The organism is Pseudanabaena sp. PCC 6802 (genome assembly GCF_000332175.1).
Taxonomy (GTDB): domain Bacteria; phylum Cyanobacteriota; class Cyanobacteriia; order Pseudanabaenales; family Pseudanabaenaceae; genus PCC-6802.
Genome location: NZ_KB235914.1, coordinates 4,365,422 through 4,390,710, shown reverse-complemented (window position 1 = coordinate 4,390,710; position 25,289 = coordinate 4,365,422). Strand labels below are relative to the sequence as shown.

Sequence of the window (25,289 nt, the reverse complement as noted above, 5' to 3'; positions counted from 1 at the left end):
ATTAGCGTTCAGCAGTCAGCTTTTGAGGGATTATTTTGGGATATAGCGGGTTTCACTTGAGAACGGGTTTTATTTTCGGGGTGAAGGGGTGGAACGCGGCAGTGGCTCTAGCGGGGAACCCCCAAGACCGCCCTGCCTCCATGAAGGGGAGGCAACGCCCCCATCCCCCATCTGTAACCACAACAATTTAAATTGGTATAAGGACAAAAACACGGACAACCCCATCATAGTTCATGCACAAGGGTCAGGGAAGAAAGCCTTTGGAGAGCCAACGATCGCCCCAACCCTCTAAACCCACTGCACAAGTCAACACGATATCCTCCCTGAAGCAAAAGCCTGTATCTGTCCTGTGGGCAATCGCAATAGTAAATGCCCAGAGGCATTAATTCCTGCTGCTTGTCCTGAAATCTTTCCTTTTGGTAACTCTAGAGTAATGAAGCGATCGCATAGAGCATCCCGACAACGAAGCTCTGGCAGTAAAGCTGACAAACCAGTGGATTCTGAGGGGCGATCGCTCCGGGAAAGCATTGCACTGGCCTGGAGGAGATAATGTCGTAGTTGCGCCAATAGTGAGAGTTCGTCTGGGATATGGGGAGAGACTTGATGCAGGCTGATGGCATTAGCGATCGCCTTGGGATCGAATTCAGATTGGGTAAAATCAGCGCGGTGATTTAAGCCAATTCCCACGATCGCGCGGCTGCTACCTTTGCCATCGGTCGCGGCTTCGCAGAGTATGCCCGCCAACTTGCGCTCCTTAAGCCACACATCATTTGGCCATTTCAAACGCAAGATATCTTTCAGGTTGGGAAGTAAGTCCTCGACGGCGTAAATTACTGCCAGACCCGCTGCTAAACTCAGTCCAGATAGTTGCGAGCCTGGTATGCCATCCATGACGAAACTAGCGGTTAGTACTCCGGGTGGAGCGTGCCAAGTACGACCGTGCTGCCCGCGTCCAGCCGTTTGTTGGCGGGTAAAGACAACATCACCATGCCTGAGTGTTTTCATGTGAGATGTTGCCCAAGTATTTGTACTCGGGCAGGTTTCCAGCCAATGCAGCCACAGTGGTAGGTTTGCAGGCCAGTCCGTAGGATTTTTCCTAAGCACTGGTGAGAAATTCCATCACATCGCCCTCCTGGACGATATATTCCTTTCCCTCGCTGCGGAGCAGACCTTTTTCCCGTGCCGTATGCATGGAGCCTGCGGCAACTAAATCGTCAAAAGCGATTGTTTTGGCACGGATGAAGGCGCGTTCAAAATCTGAGTGGATGACCCCGGCAGCTTGAGGGGCGCTCATGCCAGCGGTAATAGTCCAGGCGCGTGCCTCTTTCGGCCCCACCGTGAAATACGTGCGCAACCCCAGGAGGTGATAGGTAGCGCGAATTAAGGTTTTTAAGCCACCTTCATTTACTCCCAGGGAGTTGAGAAAATCCTGGCGATCGCTGTCTGGTAAATCGACTAGCTCGGACTCTACCTGGGCTGAGACAACTACAACCTCGGCATTTTCCGCCGCCGCTAGTTGCCTTACCTGCGCCACCCACTCGTTACCCGTTGCCAAGTCGTCTTCGGATACGTTGGCGGCATAGATGGTTGGTTTGAGCGTGAGTAGCTGGAGGAAGGCGATCGCGCCCTTTTCCTCTGCGCTCAGCGCCGCTAGACGAGCAGGTTTGCCCAGATCGAGGATTTCGCGCACCTTTTCTAGGGTAGCAAGTTCCAGCTTAGCATCGGGGTCGCCACTACGCGCTCCTTTGCGGCTGCGTTCCAGGCGGCGATCTACCTGTGCCAGATCCGAGAGCGCTAGCTCCAGATTAATAATTTCAATGTCCCGCAACGGATCGACAGTCGCCTCGACATGATGAATATCGGGATCGTCGAAGCAACGCACTACCTGAACGATCGCATCGCAGGTACGAATATTTGCTAAAAACTGATTGCCCAAGCCTTCACCCTTACTGGCTCCTTTTACCAGACCGGCAATATCGACAAACTCGACCCGAGTGGGTACGATCTGCGCCGAACTGCCAATGCGAGCCAATGTGTCCAGGCGTTCGTCGGGAACCGTCACCGTACCTACATTAGGCTCGATCGTACAGAAGGGAAAGTTGGCAGCCTCAGCCTTAGCATTGGCAACGAGGGCATTAAATAAAGTAGACTTACCCACATTTGGTAGCCCTACAATCCCAGCTTTGAGCATTGCGATTCGATCCTAAAAACTTTCTATACATCCGCTTTAATTTTGGCATATTAGCGATCGGCGTTCAGCCGTTAGCATGGAGACTTGTGTGCAAATGCCCACCACTTGTTAGATGCCTTTAGCGTCAGCATAACGCATCATACCAGCTTCAAGATTTTAAGAGTTTTGTTAATCGTTGTTCCAAAGGTTTTAATTTATAGTTTGTAAGTGGTTGTGAGTAGTTCGCTAAACTGGCTGTCAAAGCTTCAAACTATTAAGGAGGTTTGTGTGTGAAACAAGTTAACTTTTTCGTAATCTTTGTACTCATTCTCGCGCTGGCATTGTTTACTCTAGAAAATACAACCCCGGCTACAATTAACCTGTTTAAAGGTACAAAAGTCGAGGTACCGATCGCAGTCGAGCTAATTATCGCTATGGGGATTGGTGCAGTCTTGGCATGGCTATTTAGTGCCTGGGCCAGTATGCAAAATATGATGGAATTTCATAAGAAGAACGCGCAAATCCAGAATTTGCAGGAGCAGGTCTCTGAACTGACTGTAGAAATTGACGAACGCAAGCGCCTGATGTCTGCATCTGCCATTGACGTTGAGGTAGAGGAAAAAACTAAGGTAATCGAAGGCTCTAAGTCTCCTAGCTAGGTCTATTCACTGATATTTACAAAGAAGGAGATCCCCCACCCCCCTGAATAAGAGGGCTTTGTCGAGTTCTCATTTTTGCAGGGGGCCGGGGGGATCGATAAAGTGCGATCTTTTGTGATGGACTATGGGCAGAAAAAGCTGTCTGTGGTATATGTTATCTGGGATTAGCGATTCGATTTGCCCTTGGGTAAATCCTGGCAATGTCTTGTCCGACTAATGTCTTGTTCGACTAATGTGTAGCTAACCCAACCAAATTACATTTTGCCTACAAGCTCTGGGTAAACACAAATGACGGTTTCGATCGCAGAGTCGGTTACAAAAGAAGCAATTGCTATGTTGATCGACCTGGCGGAACGGGGTGAGATCGATCCCTGGGACGTACAGGTCATCGATGTGGTAGATCGCTTCCTGGCAAGGTTGTTCAATGACGATCGCCGCGATCTCTACGAGTCAGGTCATGCGTTGTTGTATGCCTCAATGCTAATTTTGCTGAAAGCTAATAGCCTATCGCAAGCTCAGATGGCATTAGAAGAGGGAGAAGCATTCGAAGGAGAAGATCCGGAATTTTTGCAAGAGGGAATGCAATTAGAACTGCCGTATAACTTCGAGCAACGCCTGCAACGTCGTCCGGTTGCCTTACCACCGCAACAGCGGCGAATAACCCTACAGGAATTAATCGCACAGCTAGAAGCGATCGCCGTTTTAGTAGACCAAAAATCAGATCGCAAGTTAAAGGCGCGCCAGCCCAAGGTAAACCGTCAAGCTGCCATCAGAGCGATCGCGAAACTGGCACATAAAGAGAACCTTTCGGAAATTATTATGGATCTCGATCGGTATTTTGCCGAAAATCCCGATATAGATATTGAGATTTCCGATTTAGCCGAGATTTTCAACGATAAGATCGGTGTATTTTGGGGTTTACTATTCCTATCATCGCAATCTAAAGTGGAACTGTCGCAGACAGAATTTTATGGCAAGATCCAGGTAACGCCTTTGCAACAAGATCGACAACCTCACTTTAGTAGAGACACAATTGACGCACCAATTCAAGAGGCATCCTGAGGTTTGATGCAAGTATAAACTATGAAAAATCTAATCTTCGCTATACCGGTTCTGGCACTTGGTATAGGTTTGCATGTGGGGCTAAGTGCTTCGGTAATGGCACAGCCCAAACCGGGTTTTTATGCTGCTATTCCCATGCCCAAGGGGTCGGTTACGGATACGCTCTCAGATCGCGATATCCCTACCGGACAAAAGGGCTTTGCCAAAGATTATTCTATTGAAGCGCAAGCGGGCGATCGCATAGAAATTTCTGCTACCTCAGAGTCATTCGATACGATTGTTAGCCTGTTGGGTAAAGATGGTGATATTGTTGCTGAGAACGATGATGGTGAGGGTGAAGGTACCAATTCTCTCCTGTTCTATCGCATCAAGAAGGCAGGTACCTACACGATTCGCGTCCAGTCTTTTGGCGGCAGCAGTGGCGGCAAGTTTACGCTTACTGTGACTAAGCTCAAACCCGTGGAATGAGAATCTTAGGATTAGATCCCGGTATCGCCACTTTAGGATTTGGTGTAATTGATGTCAACCAGGGAAATTTGCCCGAGTTGTTGGATGTGGGGGTAATCCAAACACCGAAAAAAACTCCAATGGGCGATCGCCTCAAGATTATCTACGAGGATATGCATGTGGTATTGACACAATGGCAGCCTCAGTTGGTGGGGATGGAAAAGCTCTTTTTTTATCGCATGGGCAATCTGATTAGCGTGGCGCAGGCGCGCGGCGTGATTTTACTGACTCTATCTCAGCACGGCATTGCCCCGGAGGAATTTTCGCCACCTCAGATTAAGCAAGCGCTGACGGGCTATGGGAATGCGGATAAGTCTGACGTTCATGGGGCAGTGATGCGCGAGTTGAATTTGTCGGCTCCCATTAAGCCCGATGATGCTAGCGATGCTCTGGCGATCGCCCTCACCTGTTGGATGTTCAACCCAATGTAAACGCGACTCCCAATTAGGAATCGCGTTTACGATTAGGAGTCGCGTTTACGGAGCGAAAATTCTTAATATTTTCTGAAGTGGAGGCTACAGATCTACAGCGGCGGTGAGGCTCCCCCACAGACTGCCGTTATCGGCTCTCCACGTACCGCTAATTGAGTCTCTAGTATCGTAGCGCACTCGATAGTAACCGGTATTGTGTCCAGCACGATAGGTAAGGGTTAGTAAACCATCGTGGTTCTCAACCACCTGGACGGTGCCGTAATACTTATCTCCGTTATAGTCAGTCCATACCGCATCGTACACTGGAGTGTGTCCGCGACGAGTCCAGACACCTGAAAATCTGGTGCGGTTAGTTTCACAGTATTCTGAGGTGCGAATGTAAGTGGGCAGATGGTCCTCAGAATAGCGATCGACCGTTGGGTGAGGGTAGGTATTCTCGGCTGGGTTTGCCAGCACGGGACTGGTCGCCAAGGGGAGCAAACAGGCACTGGAAGCCAGAGTAGTAAGGACAATTTTTTGCAGCAGCTTGTTCATAACAAATCCTTTGGTATAAATCAACACTATGTTAATTATGTAGGTAATTTTTTGAGTTGCGTGCGATCGCGATCGCAGGTCAAGCAGGATCTTTTTCACAGATCTTTTGCCGATCGTTGCCCAACCATTTGCCTGTTAGGTCGCCTCCCATTGCATAGCAGTTTCCTTGCAGTATTGGATATTTAGCGATCGTCGAGATGTGGGAGAGTTTGACGCTTTCCCACATCTATAGGTAATTTAAAGTTGTACGTAAGCAGTGACGCTGCCCCAAAGACGACCGCTAACATCTCTCCAGGTGCCACTAATAGAATCTCTAGTGTCATAGCGCACTTGATAGTAACCGCTGTTGTGTCCGGCTCGATAGTTAAGCGTGAGATAACCATTATTGTTCTCAACTACTTCGGCAGTGCCGTAAATTCTTTCGCCATTATAGTCAGTCCAGACAACATCATAGGTAGGGCTGACACCGCGACGAGTCCAAACGCCTGAGAACCTGGTTTGATTGGTTTCGCAATATTCTGAGGTGCGGATATAGCTAGGTAGGTAACTTACAGGGCGAGCTTCATAAACATGCGTTCTCACAGGAGTTTCATAAACTCTCACAGGAGTTTCATAAACTCGAGTTCTGACATATGGAGTTTCGGTTCTTTCGTAAACTGGGCGCTCAGCAGGATTAGCTGAAGCGGGGCGGGCATTTATAGCTAGCAGGCAGGAACCAGAAACTAGGCCAACAGCAGCAACCTTTTGTACGAGCTTGTTCATAACAAATCCTTTTGGTATAGAATCAACACTCCTTAATTATGTGGGCGATCTTTCGGGCTGTTTGCGATCGCGATCGCAGGCCAAGTAGGATCTTGCTCACCAATAAAGATCCAGTGGCGCGGGATTGGCGTATAGCACATATAGAATCCCAGCTATATCATCTTGAGGTAAAGCTCCCATGAATATTAAAAAATTAGCGCTCAATTTCTTACTTGGTCTTATTGCTTGCATTGGTTTAGCCAGCGTACCGATGCCATCGTTGAGTACGAACTTGCCAGCCAGGAATTTAGCGATCGATTTAGGTACTGGTCAACCGACAAGCTTAGAGCCAAGATTTCCCATGCTCGATGCGCTCAATTCTCAACAGGAAGCGGCGCGAGTTTTACTAGCGCAGAACCCCGGCATGACATTTCGCCAGTTTACCGCTGTCATGACCGGGAAAAAGGTAGTTCCGTCGCCAGCAGAGACTTCAGCATGGGGATCGGTTGGCGCAGTCTTATCATCAGATAATCGCCTGATTGTGAGGGGGCAATTCAGTAACTTAAGTAGTCCTCTGCGCGACTACGCTACCGATCCAGCCACGCCGCCCAACCCAAATGTCACCACCGCCATTCATATCCATAAGGGCATGGCAAATCAGAATGGGCCATTTCAATATGCTTTAACCGTAACTCTTGATGCGGATAATCTTAGCGGCAAGATTAGTGGCGAGTACACTCTCACGCCCGAGCAGCTCCAGGCTCTCGACAATGGTATGTTGTATGTAGATTTGCATACCAAGGGGAATCGGGGTGGAGAACTGCGCGGGATTCTCAAGGCGGCTTAATCTGCCTCGATCTCAATCGATCCAATGCACGGCACTGCTCGTACTTGTATTTGAGCGTTGTCGTGCGTTTTGTTTTATGATGGGGTGCGATCTTTTGAGCTTGCCAGTAAATGAATCGGACTTTTTGGATTATTGCACTCATTTCTTTTATTAATTCACTTAGCCTTACGATTCTCATCCCGGTTATTTATCTATATGGCAAGCAATATCAACTTAGCGATTTCGATACGAGCTTGTTGTTTGCTACCTACTCGATCGCCCAGTTCTTTGCAACTCCGGTAATTGGTAAGCTGAGCGATCGCTTTGGCAGAAAGCCGCTCTTGATCGTCAGCCTCTTTGGTACGGTCGTGGCGAACGCGATCGCGGGATTTGCTCCAAATGCGGCAATTCTATTCATGGCGCGATTTCTGGATGGCATCACGGGTGGCAATAACTCAGTAGCGCAGGCTGTCATGTCAGACGTAACTACACCTGCAAATCGAACCAGGGCTTTTGGTATTAACGGTGCAGCTTTTGGTTTGGGCTTTGTGTTGGGGCCAGCCGTGAGTTTGCTGGCTCAGAAGATTTCGTTAGGGGCATCTTTTGTCGTGTCTGGCATGGTTGCAGCGATCGCGCTCCTCCTGACCATCTTTTATTTGCCTGAGACGTTAGAGCAAAAGCCCGAGCAATTATCTTTTAGAGGAGCGAAAGCGATCGATATCTTCGATTTGGGTTTGGACAGTTTAATTAAAGGTTTAGCTATTCCTAAAATTGGAATTCTCTTGATCGTCAATTTTCTAATCGGCACCACCTTTACGATCTTTACGTTTGCGTTTCAGCCTTACTTCCTCAACGTGTTGGGACAGAATAATGAAGCTTTAACCATGATGTTTTTTATATTTGGGGTGCTGGGTGTAATTATGCAAACAGCGGGGATCCCAGCATTAAATCGAAGGCTCAATGTGACGCAAATCCTGTTTATGGGTCTTTTGATCCGCAGTACCACGTTCGTTTTGATGCCAGTGTGGCAGAATATCGTCTACTTTGTGGCAGTTAGTATTGTATTCTCTCTATTCAATTCTCTAGTGCAACCCGCAGTCAACGCCTTGATTTCGCTCAATGCTAAACCAGAGGAGCAAGGCATAGCGTTAGGACTGAATTCATCATATCTCAGTATATCCAATGCGATCGGGCCTGTAATTGCTGGTGCCCTCATCGATAAAAATCGCCCCATCACCTATAGCTATTCTCTCTATCTTGCTGGTGGATTGACCTTCCTGGTATTGCTATTAGCAATCTTCACGCGCCGTCAATATGCGATCGCAGATCGATCTAATAATTAGGGCGAGCCTTGTCTACCCTACGATAGATTTTTACCCGATTTTTTGAGAATCTCTCTTGCCATCTTGAGATAATCTTGAGCGCCATTAGAATCGCTCTGTTTCTGGTTGGGATTGACAACTAGTGGGATATCTTCGGGCGTGACATCAATCGTCGTAGATCCTGGTTCTAATGACAGACTGGAAGCAGCATTCAGCAGTTTGGGGGTGTAGAGTAAATAGATAATGCGATCGCCGCTCTCCCAAGTAATATCAGCCGGAACAATTTGCAAGCGTTCTTTGCGCTCGAACACGATGGGTAATAGGTTGCCAGAGTTGTACAGAGCATTGAATTGCGATAGTTGGAGATCGTCGGTTTCGATGAGAGTTACCTCTCCTAAGCGGATTTCCTGCAAACTGATATGCTGATTCCACGCTTTGATGGCAACTCTATTCCCAAATGCCTGTTGAATATCCTGGTAATTATTATCTTCTTTGCCGTTATCTTCTCTAGTATAGACGGCAAAAACTTTAGGCGGACGAAATTCCTCCATGACTCTTTGCGCTAATACTAAATTCACATCAGTATTGATTGTTAAGGCAATAAAAGTGCCTACAGAATCCAGTCCTGCCTCTGCCAGGGCTTTCATATCCAATCCATTACTAACGAATGCAGGAATATCCAGGGCGATCGCTTGTTTGTAAACTTCAGCGCTCGTATCAACCAGCGTTACTTTCTGTCCGTGGCGCTGGAATAAACGTGCCACTAGTAAGCCCAGCGGACTACCACCGACGATCGCTACACCAGAGGCTTCTGATATGCCCAAGCCTAGTAATTTGGCTACCCATTTGGCGGTGAGACCCTGCAAAAATACGGTCATGGCAATAGTTAAAAACACCAGTGCTTTAATCGAGTCGCCCCCATTGACACCGCGCTCGGTCAGAACAATGGCAAATAGAGAAGCTACCGATGCCGCTACGATCCCGCGTGGGCCGCACCAGGCAATAAATGCCTTTTGCCGCCAGTTCAAACTGCTGCCCCAGGTACAGACCAGGATATTCAAGGGGCGCACGATCGCCATCAGAACCAGAACCGTTTGCACCCCACCCCACCCCAAGACAAAAATACTGGGAATAGAGAGATTGGCTGCCAGTAAGACAAACAGCACGGATACAGTTAATACGGTCAACTGACCTTTAAATTTAATCAGAAGGCGTTGATCTGGTACAGCGGCGGCTCTCACCACGATCCCCGCCAATACGGCGGTCATCAACCCTGACTCGCTTTGAATCGACTGGGCGAGACCAAACAGACCCAGCACTGCCGCTACAACCACAGAACTTTTGAGATCGTCGGCGAGAAATTGCGATCGCTTCAGAAATCTACTCAGCAACCATCCACCTAAAGCTCCGATACTGCCACCGATACTCAATCTGACTAGCAGATCTAATACGATTTCAGCGGTGCTGGCATCGCCTTTAAGCACTACATCCAGCACCACTACTGCCAGAATCGCACCTATGGCATCAATTAATACCCCTTCTCCTTCGAGGATGGTAGCCACCCGACGTTCGACTCCGACTTCCTTAAGTAGCGGGTTAATTACGGTTGGCCCCGTTACTACTACTAGCGAGGCATATAGAAAAGCGATTTGCCAAGGAAACTCTGCCAGCCAATGGGCGGCGATCGCCCCGCCAATTAACGTAATTAGCGCACCAGTCGTGACCAGATTGCGCAAACTCGCTGAAACCTTACCTAGCTCGCTCAGTTGGAGATTGAGACCGCCCTCGAACAGGATCAGCGCCACCGACAGCGACACGATCACCTCCAATCCCATTCCCAAATCGCGGGGTTGCAGAACTGCCAAGCCGTTACCGCCGAGCGCTACGCCAAAGATTAGCAGAAAGACAATGCTCGGGACTTTGAGATAGTTAGCTGCCACTTGAGCCGTTACCCCGGCCACAATGGCAGTAATCATTAAAACTGTGAGCGCAAAAGACCCTTCCATCAAATTCTGCGACAGTAATAACAGCGCATGTCGATCTTACCGAACTTGTGGCGACTTACCATGCTTAAGGAACTAATGGCATGCTTGGCTCTCCAAAAACGCAGTAGCGATTGCGACCGTCTTCTTTAGCTTGGTAAAGAGCTTTATCCGCGATCGCGATCGCGGATTTCCATGAAGTATTGGGGTTGGGGATCGTGCAGGAGATGCCTAAACTAAGGGTGATGTGGTTGCTAATTGGTGAATGTGTGTGTTCGAGGTTTAACTTGCCAATCTCAGATGCGATCGCTTGCACGATCTGTTGCGCGCCAGCTAATGGGGTGTTGGGTAGAGCGATCGCAAACTCTTCTCCGCCATAGCGAGCTACTAGATCGGTGGGGCGTTTGAGTACGTTAGAGATCGTTCTTGCTACTATTTGCAGGCATTCATCGCCAGCCTGGTGTCCGTAGCGATCGTTGTAGTTTTTAAAGTAATCGATGTCGATCAAAATTAAGGAAAGAGGTTGTTGCTGCTCTGCCAGCAGTTGCCATTGTTTTTGCCAGTATTCGTCAAAGCAACGGCGATTGGCAACCCCAGTCAAACCATCCAGGTTTGCCAGCAGGTAAAGTTCCTGATTGGCTTTTTCTAGCGCTACCGTACGCTCGGCTACTTTCATTTCCAGCATGTAAGCATATTCTTCAAGCTGGTTCTGGGTTTGTTGTAAATGTTCCAGGGCTTGGGTCAATTCCTGCTTTTGTTTCTCGATCGTGATGATATCGCGATAGGAACGTAGTGCCGCGATCGCCGTAGTAACCATCCTTTGGCGCGTCAGTTCTACTTTGAGCTTGTAGTCGTTAATATCGTAGTTAACAATTACCGACTCCTCTGGCGCTTCACCTGGGTGCCCCGTGCGTAAAATTATGCGGACATGTTGATTTTTCAGTTCTTCGCGAATGTAGCGGACTACCCTCAATCCAGCGTCGTTGGTTTCCATCACCACATCCAGCAAAATAAAAGTAGTATCTGGATGGTCGATCGAGATCAGTTGCTTAGCCTCCTCTGCGGAATAGGCAGAGTAAAAAGACAGGGGTTTATCCTCGAATCTAAAATTTTTAAGCGCCAGTTGGGTAGCGCGGTGGACGGACGGCTCGTCATCTACAATAATTACTTTCCAGACCTCTGTCTCTGTTGCCCCTGCTGTTTCTGTTTGTAATATATCAGTCGTTTGGGGTGCGGTCTCCTCATCTTCATCACAAAAAAGAACCTCATCATCGTTTGAGTCAACGATGCGATCTCGATCTTCATCTAGTTGTGATTGGGGAGTGGACAAGCTCATCCTAAAACATGACTCAACAGGTACAATCTGATACAGTTTAATCGTTTATCGCTAAAGGGAGCGCGATCTCGAATTGCGTGCCTTTATTTATTTGACTGCGCACCTCAATTTTTCCTTGCAATTTTTGCGTGACCAGGTTATAGACAATATTCAACCCCAACCCTGTGCCCCCCTTATCGCGAGCAGTGCTAAAGAACGGCTCGTATATCTTACCCAAAATCTCTGCTGAAATACCACAGCCATCGTCATCATACTGAATAATTACTCGATCTCCCTGCTGCGTTACCTCAAGGCACAGTTGCCCGCTCTGGTTATTGGGGTAGGCATGAACTAGTGAGTTTGCGATCAGGTTTGTCACTACTTGAGCGATCGCGCCCGGATAGCTGTGGATCGAGATGGATTCATCGCCTTTGATTCTGACGGTATGCGCCGTATGCTTAAATCGCGGTGAAAGACTAACGACCACTTCCTCTAGATACTGTTTGAGTCTGAACGTGCGATGTTCCTGGATGGCCTGATCCACTGCCACCTGTTTAAAGCTTTGTACTAGCTCTGCGGCGCGGTTTAAATTACTCAAAATTAAACTCGCGCTTTCCTGAGCAATTTCCAGGTAATTATTGAGGGTTGATTGCTTGAGTTGTTTGGCGGCAATTGCGGCTTGCAGCAACCTGGTTTCGTCTATGAGGATTGAAGCCAGCGTAATACTGGTGCCAACTGGCGTGTTGATTTCGTGCGCCACTCCCGCCACAAGACCGCCCAGCGATGCCATCTTTCTAGCTTCCACTAACTCATCCTGGGTTCTCTGGAGTTCGTTAAAGGCGCTTTCTAAATCGGCATTTCTGTTTTCGAGAATGCTCTGATTGTCTTGCAGATCGCAGATCGCTCTTCTCAGCAAGCTTTCTTTTTTCTGGTTGGTTTCCTCCAACCTATCTCTATCCAACTCGGTACGCTCCAGCTTCTTTTTGAGAATTCGGAGTTCTTTTTGGAGTTGCTTAAGTGTAACTTCGCTATCTTGAGATGTCATACCCTATCGATTGCCAAGTAGTAAAGTGACAAAGGTGATGTTGTGAAAGAAAGATTGACCGTTTTCTTGCATGGGAGCAATTTCACCATAGGTGTAAAAGCCGCAGATTTCCAGTTTTTGATGCAGGCTCCTGGCGATATCCTCGTACTCTTGACTGATGCGCGAACCCAATATCCAGCGCCGCCAACAACACGAGAAAATTAAAGCAGCAGCAGGCTCCTGACCGGGGTAGGTTTCCCAAGCGCGATCGAAGGCAGTCCTGGAGGCAGCTAGAATGTCCGCCTGCTCTGCTTCAGCAATTTGAACGACTGAATTCAGAGGTATTTCACCTGAAGTTCTCAGACTTCCCAGTTCTGGATCGTAGGTGGGCGAGCCTCGGAGGAAAAACTTATCTTCACCTGGTGGAAATACAGCTAGGGGATACGCAGCGTCAGTGGCAAAAGTATCAAAATAATATTGATAGAACTCTAACGCGGGTCTAGAGTCAATCTCGTAGACGGTGTTGCCTTCAACTTTAGTGACGACACCGCGTTTGCCAATGGGATGCCACCCACCTGCGATCCCGTGAGAGAAGAGGACGTTACCAGCAAATAGTAAAATTGGTACGGAGTCGCTCAGAACCTCAGTCTTGAAAAATTGGTAGTCGCTCGTTCCGTTCCTTTGCGCTGCGGTCGCTCCACCAAAAACTGGAATGGAACCCAAGCCCGACTTTAATCCATTTAAAATCGCGGATGAATTTGTCGTGATGCTTTCGGGAGTGGCAATGCAAAATTTAAGCGGTGCTGAGATCGCCTGTTTTGCCGTTTCAATTGTTTGCTGAGCGATCGCGAACGGGTCTTTAGAAACATCTCGACCCACGGCAGCACGAATCTCAATATCATCAGCACAAAATAGCATCAGGGTGATGGAATCTAGTTGGAATTCTAATACTGAGGATAGTTCGCCGTCGGTCGTACCGCCAATCAGCTCGATATTTGGGAATACCTCATTAATGCGATGTAAAATTAACTCGTGGTCGAAGTCAAAGGCAGCAAATAAAATACCTGCTTGGGGTATCTCGCCAGATAGAGAGTTTTGGCACTGTTCGAGTACCTCATTTACAGCTTCCAGCGAATCGGGATCGTTGCTGTGACCGACGGCTATCTTTAACATTAGCTAAATATGTAAGTTAGTTTGGGTTAGTTTTGTTAACTTGATTACTTATGTTACCCAGAATCTCTAATTTTTATCATGATTGCGATACGCCAAGGCGATCGCGCGACGCAAAACAGGCAATCGATCCCCCAAATCTTTGAAAAATATGATATTTTTTTCTAAAGAGCTAAAATAGCAAAGGTAGCAATGTAGACAAAATCGTGGCACAAGCAACTGATACCGATATTAGGGAAATCCGCGACTTGCTTTTGGGATTGAACAGCAAGATAGAGGCTTTAGACAAGAAAATAGAAGCTGTGGATAAAAAACTTGAAATCCATATCGCTAAGACAGACGAGCGGTTCAATACCATCGACCAAAGGTTTAACTCTTTAGAAAATCAGATTGCCGAATTTAAGAAAAGTACTGATTCCCAGATTGCCGATATCAAGCTGCAAATGCGATCGCAAGATAACCGTTTCTGGACTTTTTTTGGGTGGTTATTTGTTGCAGCGATAGGGGTTATTGCCAAGCTAGTGTTGCAAATCATAAATTTTGCAACATGGGGGAATGGGGGCAAAGCCCCCAGAAGGGGGTTTCACTCCCTCCACCCCCTCCAAAACTTGTGTGTTGGTGTACTAGCATTCTTCCCAGGGGGTAAATAATGCCTAGAGGTGGTAGTCGTCAGGGGGCGGGGCGGCTCCCCCTTGCCCCTGAGTCAAAGAAAAGAGTTAAGGGGTTTACGCTTTCGCCCGAAGTAATCGAACAGCTTCGGCTGAGGGCTAAGGAAGCAGATTGGAGCGAATCTTATTTTGTCGAATCAGTACTTAGGCAGGCATTAGGACTACACGAGTCGGTCAAAGACGGGAATTCCCCACTACAGGATCGAGGGAATTAGACTCCACTGCGATCGCGCGATCTGAAACCCCAACTGCACTGGTAATAGTTCGCCGTTTTCCAAAATGAGGCGAGTTTTATGCAATATATCAAAGTTTTTGCAATACAGGCGCGCCTTAGTTCTACGACCATCGGGCAGGTAAGCATCAAGGAGCAGCATTGTGCCGCTTGCCCAACCAATCGATCGCATTGCACTCACGCGAGCGGGGTTGATAAAATGTTGGTAACTGCCCGTCGATCGCAAGTACGCACCCAAATCGTGGGGAAATCGTTTAACTGTTTGGAGAGTACGCAGTGTTTTTAAGGGGCGAACTAAGCGTAGAGTTGGTAGCACGATCTATGACCTCCTGTACCTCTTGCTACTGACTAGTCTAACTCGTTAGCAATTATCTGGGAAATGGCAGTCTTGGCACTGCTCTGAAACTCTGCCACGTCCACATTCTTTAACAGAAACACTGCTAGTAACATCCCAATCGCCTGTGTCAAAAACACCAGGCCATAGGACAAAACGGGAGTGGTAAATAGCGATCTTCCGATATCCAAAACTGCGCCGCCAGCGACAGTTGCCAGACCCCTCGCCAGTGCCTGCGCCAGCCCCCATGCCCCAATAAATGTACCTGCCGTAGCGACAGCGGTTAGATCTAGCATTAGACTAATCGCTCCAGTTGTTGTCACACCTGAAGCCAGACCAAATATTAGCAAGGCTGACTTCAAAATATTGGGATTGCTAGTAGTACCAGCGAAAATTAACAGGATAAAGGTGCCGGCACAGGCAAGACAGCCGTATTTAGCCGTATTTTGCTTGCCAATGCGCGGTACTAGTAAAAAACCACTACCACTAATTCCCAGCAACGTGCCAATGCCAAAAAACGCATTAAGCTGCGTGGTGGCGCAGATACCCATGCCAAACCCATCTTTCCCATATGGTTCTAAGATCGCATCCTGCATAAACAAGCTAATTGTCATGATCAGGAGAAAGGTGAAGAAAATTCCGGTTTGGCGATTAGCTGTGAGAACGCGTATAGCTCGTCCTAGCGAGATTCGATCCTCCCGCTCTACTTGACGTGCCTCATGAAGACGCTGACTTAAGCGCGAAAATTTTTTCTCTATCCCAGCCGTTGCAATTACTGACAGCCCCATGACGATCGCCGGAAATAGAGCGCAAACAAAATTAACCGATGACTGTATAGATGCTAGCTTTTCAGGACGAGCGTATAGGGATATGGTTTTTACGGCTGGCTCTTCGGTACTGCAGGGCAGCAACCTGGACATGGTAATTGCCCCAATCACGATCCCCACCATCAACATCGACCACACAATCCCAATTAACTTGGATCTTTCCTCTTCATCGGTAATATCTACCAAGAGTGCGGCGAAAGGCGTGGAGCTAGCACTGATGGCAATGCCGTAAATAGCGAAAACCAGCCCTAGTAAACCAGCCCAGGCATAGGTAGAAAAAGACCACGCGCTGTTATGCAAACTCAGTCCAAACTGCCACATCACCTGTACGGCTATGAAGAGTGAGATAGAAAATAGGACTGCTCCCAGCCAGACATAGCCAGTGCGATGGTAGCCCAGAATGGGTTTGGCATCAGACATTTGCCCAAACCAAATCCGTACTGGTGAAACAAATAACGGTACCGCTACCATGACTGCTGCTACAGTACTGGGTATGGTTAACTCGTTGATCATGATGCGATTGAGCAATCCCAGTGTCAGTAGCGACATGATCCCCAAACCCAGTTGAAATAGACCCAACCGAAACATCGTGAGTAAGTTGAGTTTGGGCGGGCGATCGTCGTAGGGCGATCGCTGCCAGTCAGGCTCGAAGTTTGCAGGCTTATTTGTAGTCATGACTCAAAGTTTCGCTGTGGGAAATGCAGGAACGCTCGACAAGTTTGGAGCTTAATTATTTTAACGCTCCAGGGCATTTCTATAGGTTTCACCAGGTCTATACGATCGTGCGATCGTGCGATCGCTGCGTTTGGTTCGTACTTGTGCTAGGTGCGCGTGCATGTGCCTATTCTCGTGCTTGTGCGGGTTGAAGTTCTTCCCACACCAAATATGCTTCAGGAGTTAAATATTGCGGTTCTAAATTGGCGACCATTTTTAGCCCCTCTGCGCTAACACTCAGGATGCTTCTGGTTCTACGCCAATTGGGGCGATTCCCTTCGGGATGCGTACCGCCGCTGGGGATTACCCCAATTGGTATTTATCGAATAGCTAATTATCGAATAACTAATATGGTATACATACTGCTTAGAATTTAATTGCAAGATTTCAAATGGCAAACGTGGTGGAATATTCCTGGTGGCCGAAGGCATTCGGAACGAAATCGCGCTTCTCAATCCCATTTACGCTGGGTGCGTTAGTGCTGAGTACTTTGGCATCGGCAGGCTTAGCAGCGGCAAACTACGAGCCAAATCCTGCCAGTCAAGTAGCCCCCCATCAACGGTTAATAGCGCGAAACCCTAATTTTTCCGATACGCAAAACCATTGGGCTAGGCCATTCATCGATGGTTTGGCAGTACACCGATTAATTACTGCCGCCGCTGGTAGTGAATTTCGCCCCAATCAGCCCATCACCCGCGCCCAGTTTGCCGTAATTCTGCAACAAACCTTTCCCTACCAAAACAAATATCGCCATGCCGTCCAGTTTGCCGATGTTCCTCCTAACCACTGGGCGGCAGCCGCGATCGCTAAAGCCTATGAGGGTGGTTTCCTCTCAGGACAAGGGCAGCTTTTTTTGCCGAATGAATACGTGACAAGGACGCAGGCGTTTGTGGCGATCGCCAACGGTCTGGATCTGACCATAAATCCCAAACGCGATCGCGGCCAACTCCTCGCCTCTATCTATACAGATGGCGCAGAAGTACCCAAATATGCCGTGGATCAGGTGGCGGCACTGAGCGATCGTCGCATCATAGTCAACTATCCCGATCCCGCTACGCTCAACCCCAATCGCTCAATCAGTCGCGCTGAGCTAGCAGCATTGATTTATCAAGCCCTGGCTTACCAAGGACAATTGCCTAAAATTGCCTTTAACTATGCAGCTACCCCTGCTGCTTCTCAAGATGTCAGCAATCTTGGTGTCAGCCAGGTGACTCTGCTAGAAATTAATCTGACCCAGCGCAAAGTAACTGCTTTTCAAGGTGATAAAAAGCTGAAAACCTACCCCGTTGCGGTCGGTCGTGCTGGCTGGGAGACTCCCACGGGAACCCATAGGGTCAAGCAAATGGCAGAACGCCCCAATTGGAAAAATCCCTTTACAGGGGACGTGATTAAAGGTGGTGCGCCCGATAACCCCCTCGGTCTTTACTGGATTGGCTTTTGGACAAACGGCAAAGATTGGTCTGGCTTCCACGGCACGCCCAACCGCCAGTCGGTGGGACAGGCGGTATCGCATGGCTGTATTCGCATGTATAACGAAGATATTAAAGAACTATTTAGCAAGGTGTCACCCGGCACAATCGTACGAGTAGTTCGTTAAGTTGTGCAGTTAGCTGCGATCTCTACTCTTGAGAAAGCAGGGATGTCATAAATTGTTTGAGTTTTGGAAGATCCTGCTGCGTGGCAGCCCATAACACCCCTAAATCGACCTCAAACACACCAAATGTCAGCTTATCGCCCAGTCCCGTGATGTTGCGCCAGTTGATTTCGGGATAGCGATCGATAAAGTCTGTGGGCAGCCTTTTGGCAGTCATGCCAACTATACCTACAGATCTTTCTACAGCAAAAATTGTTTTTTGATCCTGGCTAAAGTCGTTAAAGCTCATGCCCTTGATAAACGACTCGGTCGCGTCGATCGCTTCTAAAATATCTTGAATGTGGCTCTCTAGTCTTTCATTGGGAATATTCATCAACGATTAGTCCTTAGTTTGCTCTCCTAGCATTCTACTTATAGCCCTATGCATCTGTTAGGACAGGGAATGTGGGGGCATAGCCACCACACAGGGATTCCACCCCTGCACCCCGTTCTAAGTCTGTTAGTTCTAGCTACAGTACGTACAATCGTAAATAGGCTTTACGATCCTTTAGGATTTTACCAGAGTGCTTGCCTAGCAGAATTTATGTTTATGTGCAATCATCTTGCTGAGTCTTGACATAGTATCTAATGTATCGATGCATAAAGAAATAGCTAGCCCCATGTCTGACCTGCTGCAGGGGTTAACTCAGAGTGAAGTAATTGCCCGCAGGGCAGCAGGACAGGGGAATGATGCCAAACTCCCCACCAGCCGCTCCTACACCCAAATTTTGAATGAAAACCTCTTTACTTTTATTAATGGGGTTTTTCTGGCAATTAGCATATTCATGATTTTGCTCCAGCGCTATAGCGACAGCATCATTGTAGTAGTCGTGATCTTTGGTGGCGTAATTATCAATATCTGTCAAGAAATTTGGGCTAAGCAAAAACTAGATGAAATTGCGCTGCTGCACCGTCCTAGAGCAACCGTTATCCGTGAGGGCGTAGAACAGCAAATCGATCCCAATCAGATCGTGTTGGGAGACATTTTAGTGGCACGTCCTGGCGATCAAATTGTGGTTGACGGACAGGTGGTGGGTGAAGGGCGATTAGAGGTAGACGAATCGCTATTAACGGGCGAGTCGGACATGATCCCCAAATTTGAAGGTCAGCCCATTTACTCTGGCAGCTTTTGTGTTAGCGGTAATGCCTGCTATGAGGCTCAGAAGGTTGGCTCTGAGACCCTAGCCTATCGATTGGTAACGGGAGCTAGAGCCTTTCGTCAGGTCTACACGCCTTTGCAGAGCGAAATCAACCTGGTGATTCGCGTATTTATGCTAACTGCCTGTTTTTTGTGGATCTTGCTGGGCATTAGTTTCCTCAGTCGTTCGTTTTCGTTGAATGAAGTGGTACAGCGAGCAGCCGTGATAGCGGGTCTGGTGCCTGCGGGTTTATATCTGGCAATCACGCTTGCCTACGGTCTCGGCTCGGTCAAGATGGTGGGGCAGGATGTCTTAATTCAGCAGGCAAATGCGGTGGAGTCCCTTAGCAACGTGAACGTGCTTTGCCTGGATAAGACGGGTACTTTAACTAGCAATCGAATCAATTTTCATGAAGTTTATCCCATTGGAGTAAGTGAAACTGAGTTGCGATCGCTTCTGGGAGATTTTGCTGCTAATACCTCTGCTGGCAATAAGACCAGCGACGCACTTGCTCTTGCTTGTCCTGGTAAGGTGCGATCGCCCGTTGCCGAAATTCCCTTTTCATCAGCACGCAAATGGAGCGCGATTATCTTTGACGAAGAGGGCATCCAACCTGGCATGTACGTACTGGGCGCACCAGAGATTTTAGAAGCAGCGGTATTGCTCAGCCCAGAGGATATAGAGCGAATTGCCGCAAGTACCAACCAGGGGTTACGTGTCATTCTGTTTGCCTATACGCCAGAGATAACTACTTGGGACAAGAATGCAGACACTGCTAAACTCCCTTCTAACTTGATTCCGCTTGGGATTGTAGTGCTTAGTGACGAACTGCGCCCAGAGGCGAAAACCACGCTAGATGGATTTACCAAAGCAGGGATTGAGGTTAAAATCATCTCTGGGGATAATCCCCAAACGGTTTTGGCATTGGCGAAACAAGCGGGGTTAGGGACAGAAATTGGCGTGGTTTCGGGGGCAGAGTTAGCACAGATGGACGACACGGAGTTCGCTCAAGCTGCACAAATCAATACGATTTTTGGGCGCATCGCCCCCGAGCAAAAGGCTAAACTCGTGCGCACGCTCCGCCATTCCGGCGACTATGTTGCCATGATTGGGGATGGGGTTAATGACGTGTTATCGCTAAAGCAAGCCAACCTGGGGATTGCGATGGAAAGTGGTAGTAAAGCCACTCGCGGTGTAGCGGATATCGTTCTACTCAAGGATTCATTTGGTGCCCTTCCTCATACTTTCCTGGAGGGTCAACGCATTCGCAATGGCATTCAGGATCTGCTCAAGCTATTTATGGTGAGAGTTTTTTGCGTTACGCTCTTAATTTTCTCCACTGCAATCGTGACGGATGTCTTTCCTTTGGTGAACAAACACAGCGCGATCGTGTCGTTAATTGGCGTGGGCTTGCCTACAATTTGCATCCCAATTTGGGCAGAGCCAGGCGCTTTGCCGCAACGGGGATTAGTACGCTCTATGCTCCACTTTACAATTCCAGCTACAATTACCCTCACGTTGGTATCGCTAGGTGTCTATCTATTTTATCTAGTTAGCGTTGCCTACGATTTGCCGCCAGGTGCCGAATTAACGGAAATCGATCGCTCTATCCCGCGCACTGCTCTCGTCACGATTCTAGTATTGTGCGAGTTAATGCTGGTGGTATTTCTGAAGCCACCTACAACGGCTTGGGTAGGGGGCGAACCGCTTAGCGGCGATTGGCGATATACATTTACGGCTCTGATTTTGGCAGTTGTCTATTTTGTCGTGCTTGCTGTTCCACCTTTACGCAATTTCTTTGAACTGGCACCATTAACTTTGTATGATTGCTTATATATTGGTTTGATTGCTCTAGAGTGGTGTCTCATCTTACGTTTTGTGTGGAGAACTCGCTTTTTCGATCGCTTCCTCGGTGTCGATCTTGGTTAGGAAATCTTATGTGGAATCGTGACGATCTAATCGAAACTAAAACTAATACTATAACTAAGTATTCTGTTAGTTGGTGGGAGTTTCTGGGGATATCCATCGGAGCCGTTCTATTGGTTGGTGCAGGTGTAGTTGGGTTAGGAATGAAAGCCTTACATAACGCCACCGATCCGCGACGGTCGGAGGCAGTGGCTAGAAGTATTTTCGAGTTTCAAATTCCTGGCGGTTCTAAGGGGGTATTTAATTCTCAAGTTGTCGGTATTAAAGCGGCTTTGATTGTTAGCGATACCTCGACTCCCGACGTGGAATTATTTGTGGCACAGATTAACGCAGAAGAAGAAATCGATCGCGAGCAGTTACCTCAAGATCTTGGCGATACGATGCCAGATAAGGGTGACGAACATTTCAAGGCGATCGCTACTCGGATAGAGAATAAAACTCTTTGCGGCATAACCGTACCTGTAACGGTGCAGGAGGGCGAACTGACATGGCAAGCAAAGGCATCGACATTGCCTGCGATTCGTTACATTGCTACTGCTTCGTTTAAACGAAGCGATCGCATCGTGCAGCTAACTACCAGCGGCGAGAGGGCAAAACAAAATGCCGCTACAATTTTTGATTCGCTCAAGTGTCAGTAATTATTCCTTCCTACCCGCTTGCCAATATTGACGATAGATTAGTTCTAGATCGTTGCCTGCTTTGCGAAAAATATTGACTTGTTTGTGATGGAGCGCGATGAATAACCGATGGAATGCCAGCGTGGCGATCGCCACGATCAAGCCAGATGCCGTCGTGATTAATGCTTCGGCAATCCCCTTGGTCAGATTACCCGAGCGCAGGTTACTAGAAACATCACCAATCCGCAGCGAGCCGAACGAAACGATCAAACCCGTAATGGTACCCAGTAGGCCCAGCAACGGTGCCAGCGCAACCACGCTTTCCAAGATCTTCTCACCGCGCAGCATATTAGCTAATTCCTCATCCGCCGCACTTTCTAGCGCCAGTTTGAATAGCTCTGGATCGGGCTGCTCTAGGGCTAGGGGTGCGTAGAGGAAGCGTCCTATGGGCGTGTCGATCGCTCCCTGGGCAATTTGAGCGGCGGCTTGCAAGTTCTGACGTGCCGTACCGACGATCTTATTCACATCTTCGCTTTCGCGCAGCAAAAAGCCGACCCAGAAAAAACATCTCTCCGCGATCGCCGCAACAGACAATATCGATAACCCCAGCAAAGGCCACATCACAGGGCCACCAGCTCTAAATAGTTCTTCCATGTAACTAATCTATTCCAAGTGCTGCTTTTAATGGTGCCAGATGTTTTTCGTAGTTTTTGTAGCGAGCGACGGATTTGGTATAGATCGGTTTTCTAACCTGGTCGTAACTGGCAGTTTTGGCGAAGCGATCGGACTGATAAAAACTCAGGCAGGCATCATTCCACTCCAATCCTAAAAACTCAACAATCTTGCGACTCATGGCTTCCTGATTGGCAACCATGTCTTCGTATTGGACATCTAAAATTGGGATATCCAATACCTTATGCCAATGTGCCATCAATTGCTCGTACTGCTTGTAATAAAATCCCAGATTTTCCAAATTGTACTTATATGGGTGAGTTCCCATGAAATCCTGGAAGTAACATGATAAACAAGTATCGAGGGGATGGCGCTTGCAGTGAATAATACGTGCTTTAGGGAACAAGAGAGAAATCAATCCCAAGTGCAAGAAATTATGGGGCAATTTATCGACCACTCTGGTGGCGGTCTCGGAAAACTGGCGCAATCGATAGAGGTGTTCCTCGGCTAAGGTACTGACTAGATCCGGTGTCAGCGCCTCCACGCATTGCGGATACAGCGTATCTATGCATAACCTGAATGACAAGCTATTCACAATTTTATGGATATCTGGCAGTTCGCCTGCACCAAATACCTGAGGAAGACTATCTAATATCTGTTCCACCAGTGTCGTTCCAGAACGCGGCATTCCAACGATAAAGACGGGTAATTCCGAGCGGTTAGCTGCGCGAGGAAACCTGGACAAGTTATCACTAAATACCGAAATTAAATCGCTAAATTGCTGCTGCGTAGCCTCAGTATCAAACTTTTTGGGTGCAAGTGAGTTGCCGAGGTCGATATATTTAAAGGCGCGATCGTATTCGTTCAAGTCGTCATAAATAAGTCCCAGGTGAAATAGCATCATCTTATGTTTATCCACGCGCAAGTTACCTTCACTGAGGCGTTTTTCCAGCAAATCGATCGCTTCTTGTTGTTTTTTCAAACGGCGGCTAATTGCAGCAAATATCGTGAGTGCTTGTTCGTTGACTGCGGGCGAGTCTACAACCGGATGCAACAGATCGTAGGCTGGCTGAAACTCGCGACTTTTTTCCAAGAGGGAAGCCTTACCGATAATGGCATCGACAAAGTTGGGCTTAATGGCTAAGGCTTGCTCGAAGTATCGACTGGCTGAGACAAAATCTCCGTCTTGTTGATAGGCTCGGCCTAAATAATAATTAGTCCAGGCTAAATTGGGGTCAATTTTTAAGCTGGTCTTGAAAGCCTCGATCGCTTCGCTGAATCTACCAGTTGTGAGGAATACGTTACCGTACATGTTAATAACTTCAGGAGATTGAGGCGCTAGAGCGATCGCTTTTTGGACGTATTCAAGAGCCAGTTCCGGCTCTAATTTGGCCAGATAGGCATGGGCAAGGTGATAGTAGACTACTGCTAAATTAGGACTGACTTGTAGCGCCCGTTTTAGGAATGCAAGAGCCTCGTCAAGTTTACCCTGTTGAATTGCCAGCTTGCCCATAGCACAATTGGCTTCGGCATGATTTGGATCGATCGCCAGCACTTGCCGAAATGCTGCGCTCGCTTCGTCGATCTTCTCTTGTTTTTCCAGGACGCTCCCCCAACAAAAATGCGCTTTGGGATAATCGGGACTGAGGGCGATCGCCTGTTGAAGTGCTTCTCGGGCGGCATCAAACTCTCCACGACCGCTGAGTGCCATACCCAGATCGCAATAGGCATCGACATAATTTGGTGCAAGTCGATTAACTCTCCTGAAGCCCGCAATTGCCTCATCAAGCTTACCTTTCGCTAAAAAGGCATTACTTAAATTCATCTGCGAACCAATATCCGTCATCTGTGGTTTAAGCTCCAGGGCTATATGCTGATATTCCATCACGAGCATATTCATTGCTAAGGACATATCCCAATAGGCTTCCGCAAATTTGGGATTGATTCTCAATGCTTGTTGATAGGCATTTACAGCCTCAGAGGTCTTACCTCGGGCAATAAGAGCATTCCCCAAAGTTCTGTACGATTCAGCGTGATTTGGGTTAAGTTTTAGCGCTTCTTTGCAGCAAGCTTCTAGCTCTTGCCATTTTTTCTGGGTTAAGTAAACTCTAGCTAGCTCGCCAAGGGCTTCCCAACCGTCTGGTTTTGCTGCTAATGCTTGCTTATAGTTAGCTTCGGCTTGTTCTAGATCGTTGATGGATCGATAGGTATTGCCCAAACATACGTAAGCATCAAAATAGTTCGGATTTATGGCGATCGCCAGTTTAAAACTCCGGATCGCATCTTCAGAAAGGGCTACGGCACTCTGAACTTTGCCCAAATTGAAATAGTATGCCGGTTTTTGATTATTGATGCTTATAGCACGATTGATCGAGCTAATAGCTTCGTTGTACTTGTTCATCTGGTGGCAAACGACACCGAGCATGTTCAGAGCATCGCTGTTTTGGGGTTCTTGCTCCAAAATTTGCCTGTAGAGCTTTTCCGCTTCCACAAGATTGCCTGCTTGATGCAGGCTGACAGCCCGTCCGTAAACTTCTGGAATACTATTCATGTCTCTTGCTACCGATCGCTGCAAATTTCACTTAGTATACACAAGGGGCGGAATCCCTTCACCCCGTCAATAAAACCTGTTCTCAATTGGAAAACGCTATATTGCCTGACGACTGGAAGTCGCGGCTACACAAACGAAGTCCGCGCAGGCGGACTTCAAGTAAAAAGGGGTTAGCAAACCAGGATTTGGTATGACTTCAACTAATTGGAGCGATTCCCTGCGGGATGCGTACC

General features: G+C 47.9%; 24 protein-coding genes. 11 read left to right on the top strand and 13 right to left on the bottom strand.

What is annotated here, in order from left to right:
- Window positions 1–306: 306 nt before the first annotated feature.
- Together PSE6802_RS0126335 and ychF are read right to left on the bottom strand one after the other, a co-directional pair.
- Window positions 307–1,104 carry a biotin--[acetyl-CoA-carboxylase] ligase gene (locus tag PSE6802_RS0126335; RefSeq protein WP_026103587.1) on the bottom strand — a complete coding sequence of 266 codons (798 nt, stop codon included), beginning with the start codon at window positions 1,102–1,104 and terminating at the stop codon, window positions 307–309.
- A complete protein-coding gene (gene ychF, locus PSE6802_RS0126330) occupies window positions 1,097–2,191 on the bottom strand; it encodes a redox-regulated ATPase YchF (RefSeq protein ID WP_019503009.1) in 1,095 nt (364 codons plus the stop codon). The genes PSE6802_RS0126335 and ychF overlap by 8 nt, the downstream gene beginning before the upstream one ends.
- 269 nt (window positions 2,192–2,460) lie before the next feature.
- Here ychF and PSE6802_RS0126325 point away from each other — a divergent pair, with 269 nt between their 5' ends.
- The 4 genes from PSE6802_RS0126325 (at window position 2,461) to ruvC (ending at window position 4,829) form a co-directional block, all read left to right on the top strand.
- Window positions 2,461–2,829, top strand: a complete 369-nt coding sequence (locus PSE6802_RS0126325) for a LapA family protein (protein WP_019503008.1) — start codon at window positions 2,461–2,463, stop codon at window positions 2,827–2,829.
- 288 nt (window positions 2,830–3,117) lie between these two features.
- The gene (locus PSE6802_RS0126320; RefSeq protein ID WP_019503007.1) at window positions 3,118–3,891 is read left to right on the top strand and encodes a segregation/condensation protein A; all 774 of its coding nucleotides are present in this window, start codon (window positions 3,118–3,120) and stop codon (window positions 3,889–3,891) included.
- A 21-nt stretch (window positions 3,892–3,912) separates the two neighbouring features.
- Entirely contained in the window at window positions 3,913–4,359 is a 447-nt protein-coding gene (locus PSE6802_RS0126315) for a PPC domain-containing protein (protein WP_019503006.1), read from the top strand.
- A complete protein-coding gene (ruvC, locus tag PSE6802_RS0126310; protein WP_019503005.1) occupies window positions 4,356–4,829 on the top strand; it encodes a crossover junction endodeoxyribonuclease RuvC in 474 nt (157 codons plus the stop codon). The genes PSE6802_RS0126315 and ruvC overlap by 4 nt, the downstream gene beginning before the upstream one ends.
- A gap of 84 nt (window positions 4,830–4,913) precedes the next feature.
- On the opposite strand, the gene PSE6802_RS0126305 is transcribed toward ruvC, so the two are convergent.
- Window positions 4,914–5,462: a hypothetical protein gene (locus tag PSE6802_RS0126305; RefSeq protein WP_026103586.1), complete on the bottom strand. Its 549-nt coding sequence runs from the start codon at window positions 5,460–5,462 to the stop codon at window positions 4,914–4,916.
- 138 nt (window positions 5,463–5,600) lie between these two features.
- Window positions 5,601–6,125, bottom strand: a complete 525-nt coding sequence (locus PSE6802_RS0126295; RefSeq protein WP_019503002.1) for a hypothetical protein — start codon at window positions 6,123–6,125, stop codon at window positions 5,601–5,603.
- Between the two features lie 178 nt (window positions 6,126–6,303).
- Here PSE6802_RS0126295 and PSE6802_RS0126285 point away from each other — a divergent pair, with 178 nt between their 5' ends.
- Window positions 6,304–6,951, top strand: coding sequence for a CHRD domain-containing protein (locus tag PSE6802_RS0126285; protein ID WP_019503000.1), 648 nt, complete (start codon window positions 6,304–6,306; stop codon window positions 6,949–6,951).
- A gap of 110 nt (window positions 6,952–7,061) precedes the next feature.
- On the top strand, window positions 7,062–8,273 hold the full coding sequence (locus tag PSE6802_RS0126280; protein ID WP_019502999.1) for an MFS transporter: 1,212 nt from the start codon (window positions 7,062–7,064) through the stop codon (window positions 8,271–8,273).
- A 17-nt stretch (window positions 8,274–8,290) separates the two neighbouring features.
- On the opposite strand, the gene PSE6802_RS0126275 is transcribed toward PSE6802_RS0126280, so the two are convergent.
- From PSE6802_RS0126275 to PSE6802_RS0126260, 4 genes are all read right to left on the bottom strand, one after another.
- A complete protein-coding gene (locus PSE6802_RS0126275; protein ID WP_019502998.1) occupies window positions 8,291–10,258 on the bottom strand; it encodes a cation:proton antiporter in 1,968 nt (655 codons plus the stop codon).
- Window positions 10,259–10,322: 64 nt separating this feature from the next.
- Window positions 10,323–11,570, bottom strand: a complete 1,248-nt coding sequence (locus PSE6802_RS0126270; protein ID WP_019502997.1) for a diguanylate cyclase domain-containing protein — start codon at window positions 11,568–11,570, stop codon at window positions 10,323–10,325.
- Window positions 11,571–11,607: 37 nt separating this feature from the next.
- Window positions 11,608–12,594: a sensor histidine kinase gene (locus tag PSE6802_RS0126265; protein WP_019502996.1), complete on the bottom strand. Its 987-nt coding sequence runs from the start codon at window positions 12,592–12,594 to the stop codon at window positions 11,608–11,610.
- A 3-nt stretch (window positions 12,595–12,597) separates the two neighbouring features.
- Window positions 12,598–13,746, bottom strand: a complete 1,149-nt coding sequence (locus PSE6802_RS0126260) for an FIST signal transduction protein (protein ID WP_019502995.1) — start codon at window positions 13,744–13,746, stop codon at window positions 12,598–12,600.
- A gap of 203 nt (window positions 13,747–13,949) precedes the next feature.
- Here PSE6802_RS0126260 and PSE6802_RS0126255 point away from each other — a divergent pair, with 203 nt between their 5' ends.
- Window positions 13,950–14,393 (top strand): coiled-coil domain-containing protein, encoded by a 444-nt coding sequence (locus PSE6802_RS0126255; RefSeq protein WP_019502994.1) that lies wholly within the window; start codon window positions 13,950–13,952, stop codon window positions 14,391–14,393.
- Entirely contained in the window at window positions 14,393–14,626 is a 234-nt protein-coding gene (locus tag PSE6802_RS0126250; RefSeq protein WP_019502993.1) for a hypothetical protein, read from the top strand. Before PSE6802_RS0126255 ends, PSE6802_RS0126250 begins: the two co-directional genes overlap by 1 nt.
- On the opposite strand, the gene PSE6802_RS0126245 is transcribed toward PSE6802_RS0126250, so the two are convergent.
- Both PSE6802_RS0126245 and PSE6802_RS0126240 read right to left on the bottom strand, forming a co-directional pair.
- A complete protein-coding gene (locus PSE6802_RS0126245) occupies window positions 14,606–14,959 on the bottom strand; it encodes a hypothetical protein (RefSeq protein ID WP_019502992.1) in 354 nt (117 codons plus the stop codon). The genes PSE6802_RS0126250 and PSE6802_RS0126245 overlap by 21 nt on opposite strands.
- A 32-nt stretch (window positions 14,960–14,991) precedes the next feature.
- Entirely contained in the window at window positions 14,992–16,479 is a 1,488-nt protein-coding gene (locus tag PSE6802_RS0126240; RefSeq protein WP_019502991.1) for a BCD family MFS transporter, read from the bottom strand.
- Window positions 16,480–16,909: 430 nt separating this feature from the next.
- Between PSE6802_RS0126240 and PSE6802_RS31535 the strand changes: the two genes are divergently transcribed.
- The gene (locus PSE6802_RS31535) at window positions 16,910–18,115 is read left to right on the top strand and encodes a L,D-transpeptidase family protein (RefSeq protein ID WP_019502990.1); all 1,206 of its coding nucleotides are present in this window, start codon (window positions 16,910–16,912) and stop codon (window positions 18,113–18,115) included.
- Between the two features lie 22 nt (window positions 18,116–18,137).
- Here PSE6802_RS31535 and PSE6802_RS0126230 read toward each other — a convergent pair whose 3' ends face one another.
- Window positions 18,138–18,485: a HepT-like ribonuclease domain-containing protein gene (locus PSE6802_RS0126230; protein WP_019502989.1), complete on the bottom strand. Its 348-nt coding sequence runs from the start codon at window positions 18,483–18,485 to the stop codon at window positions 18,138–18,140.
- Window positions 18,486–18,771: 286 nt separating this feature from the next.
- Here PSE6802_RS0126230 and PSE6802_RS0126225 point away from each other — a divergent pair, with 286 nt between their 5' ends.
- Window positions 18,772–21,219: an HAD-IC family P-type ATPase gene (locus PSE6802_RS0126225; protein WP_019502988.1), complete on the top strand. Its 2,448-nt coding sequence runs from the start codon at window positions 18,772–18,774 to the stop codon at window positions 21,217–21,219.
- An 8-nt stretch (window positions 21,220–21,227) separates the two neighbouring features.
- Complete coding sequence (locus PSE6802_RS0126220; protein ID WP_019502987.1) at window positions 21,228–21,854, top strand: hypothetical protein; 627 nt, start codon at window positions 21,228–21,230, stop codon at window positions 21,852–21,854.
- Here PSE6802_RS0126220 and PSE6802_RS0126215 read toward each other — a convergent pair whose 3' ends face one another.
- Both PSE6802_RS0126215 and PSE6802_RS0126210 read right to left on the bottom strand, forming a co-directional pair.
- A complete protein-coding gene (locus tag PSE6802_RS0126215; RefSeq protein ID WP_019502986.1) occupies window positions 21,855–22,487 on the bottom strand; it encodes a MotA/TolQ/ExbB proton channel family protein in 633 nt (210 codons plus the stop codon).
- Window positions 22,488–22,491: 4 nt separating this feature from the next.
- Window positions 22,492–25,056, bottom strand: coding sequence for a tetratricopeptide repeat-containing sulfotransferase family protein (locus PSE6802_RS0126210; RefSeq protein ID WP_019502985.1), 2,565 nt, complete (start codon window positions 25,054–25,056; stop codon window positions 22,492–22,494).
- Window positions 25,057–25,289 lie beyond the last annotated feature (233 nt).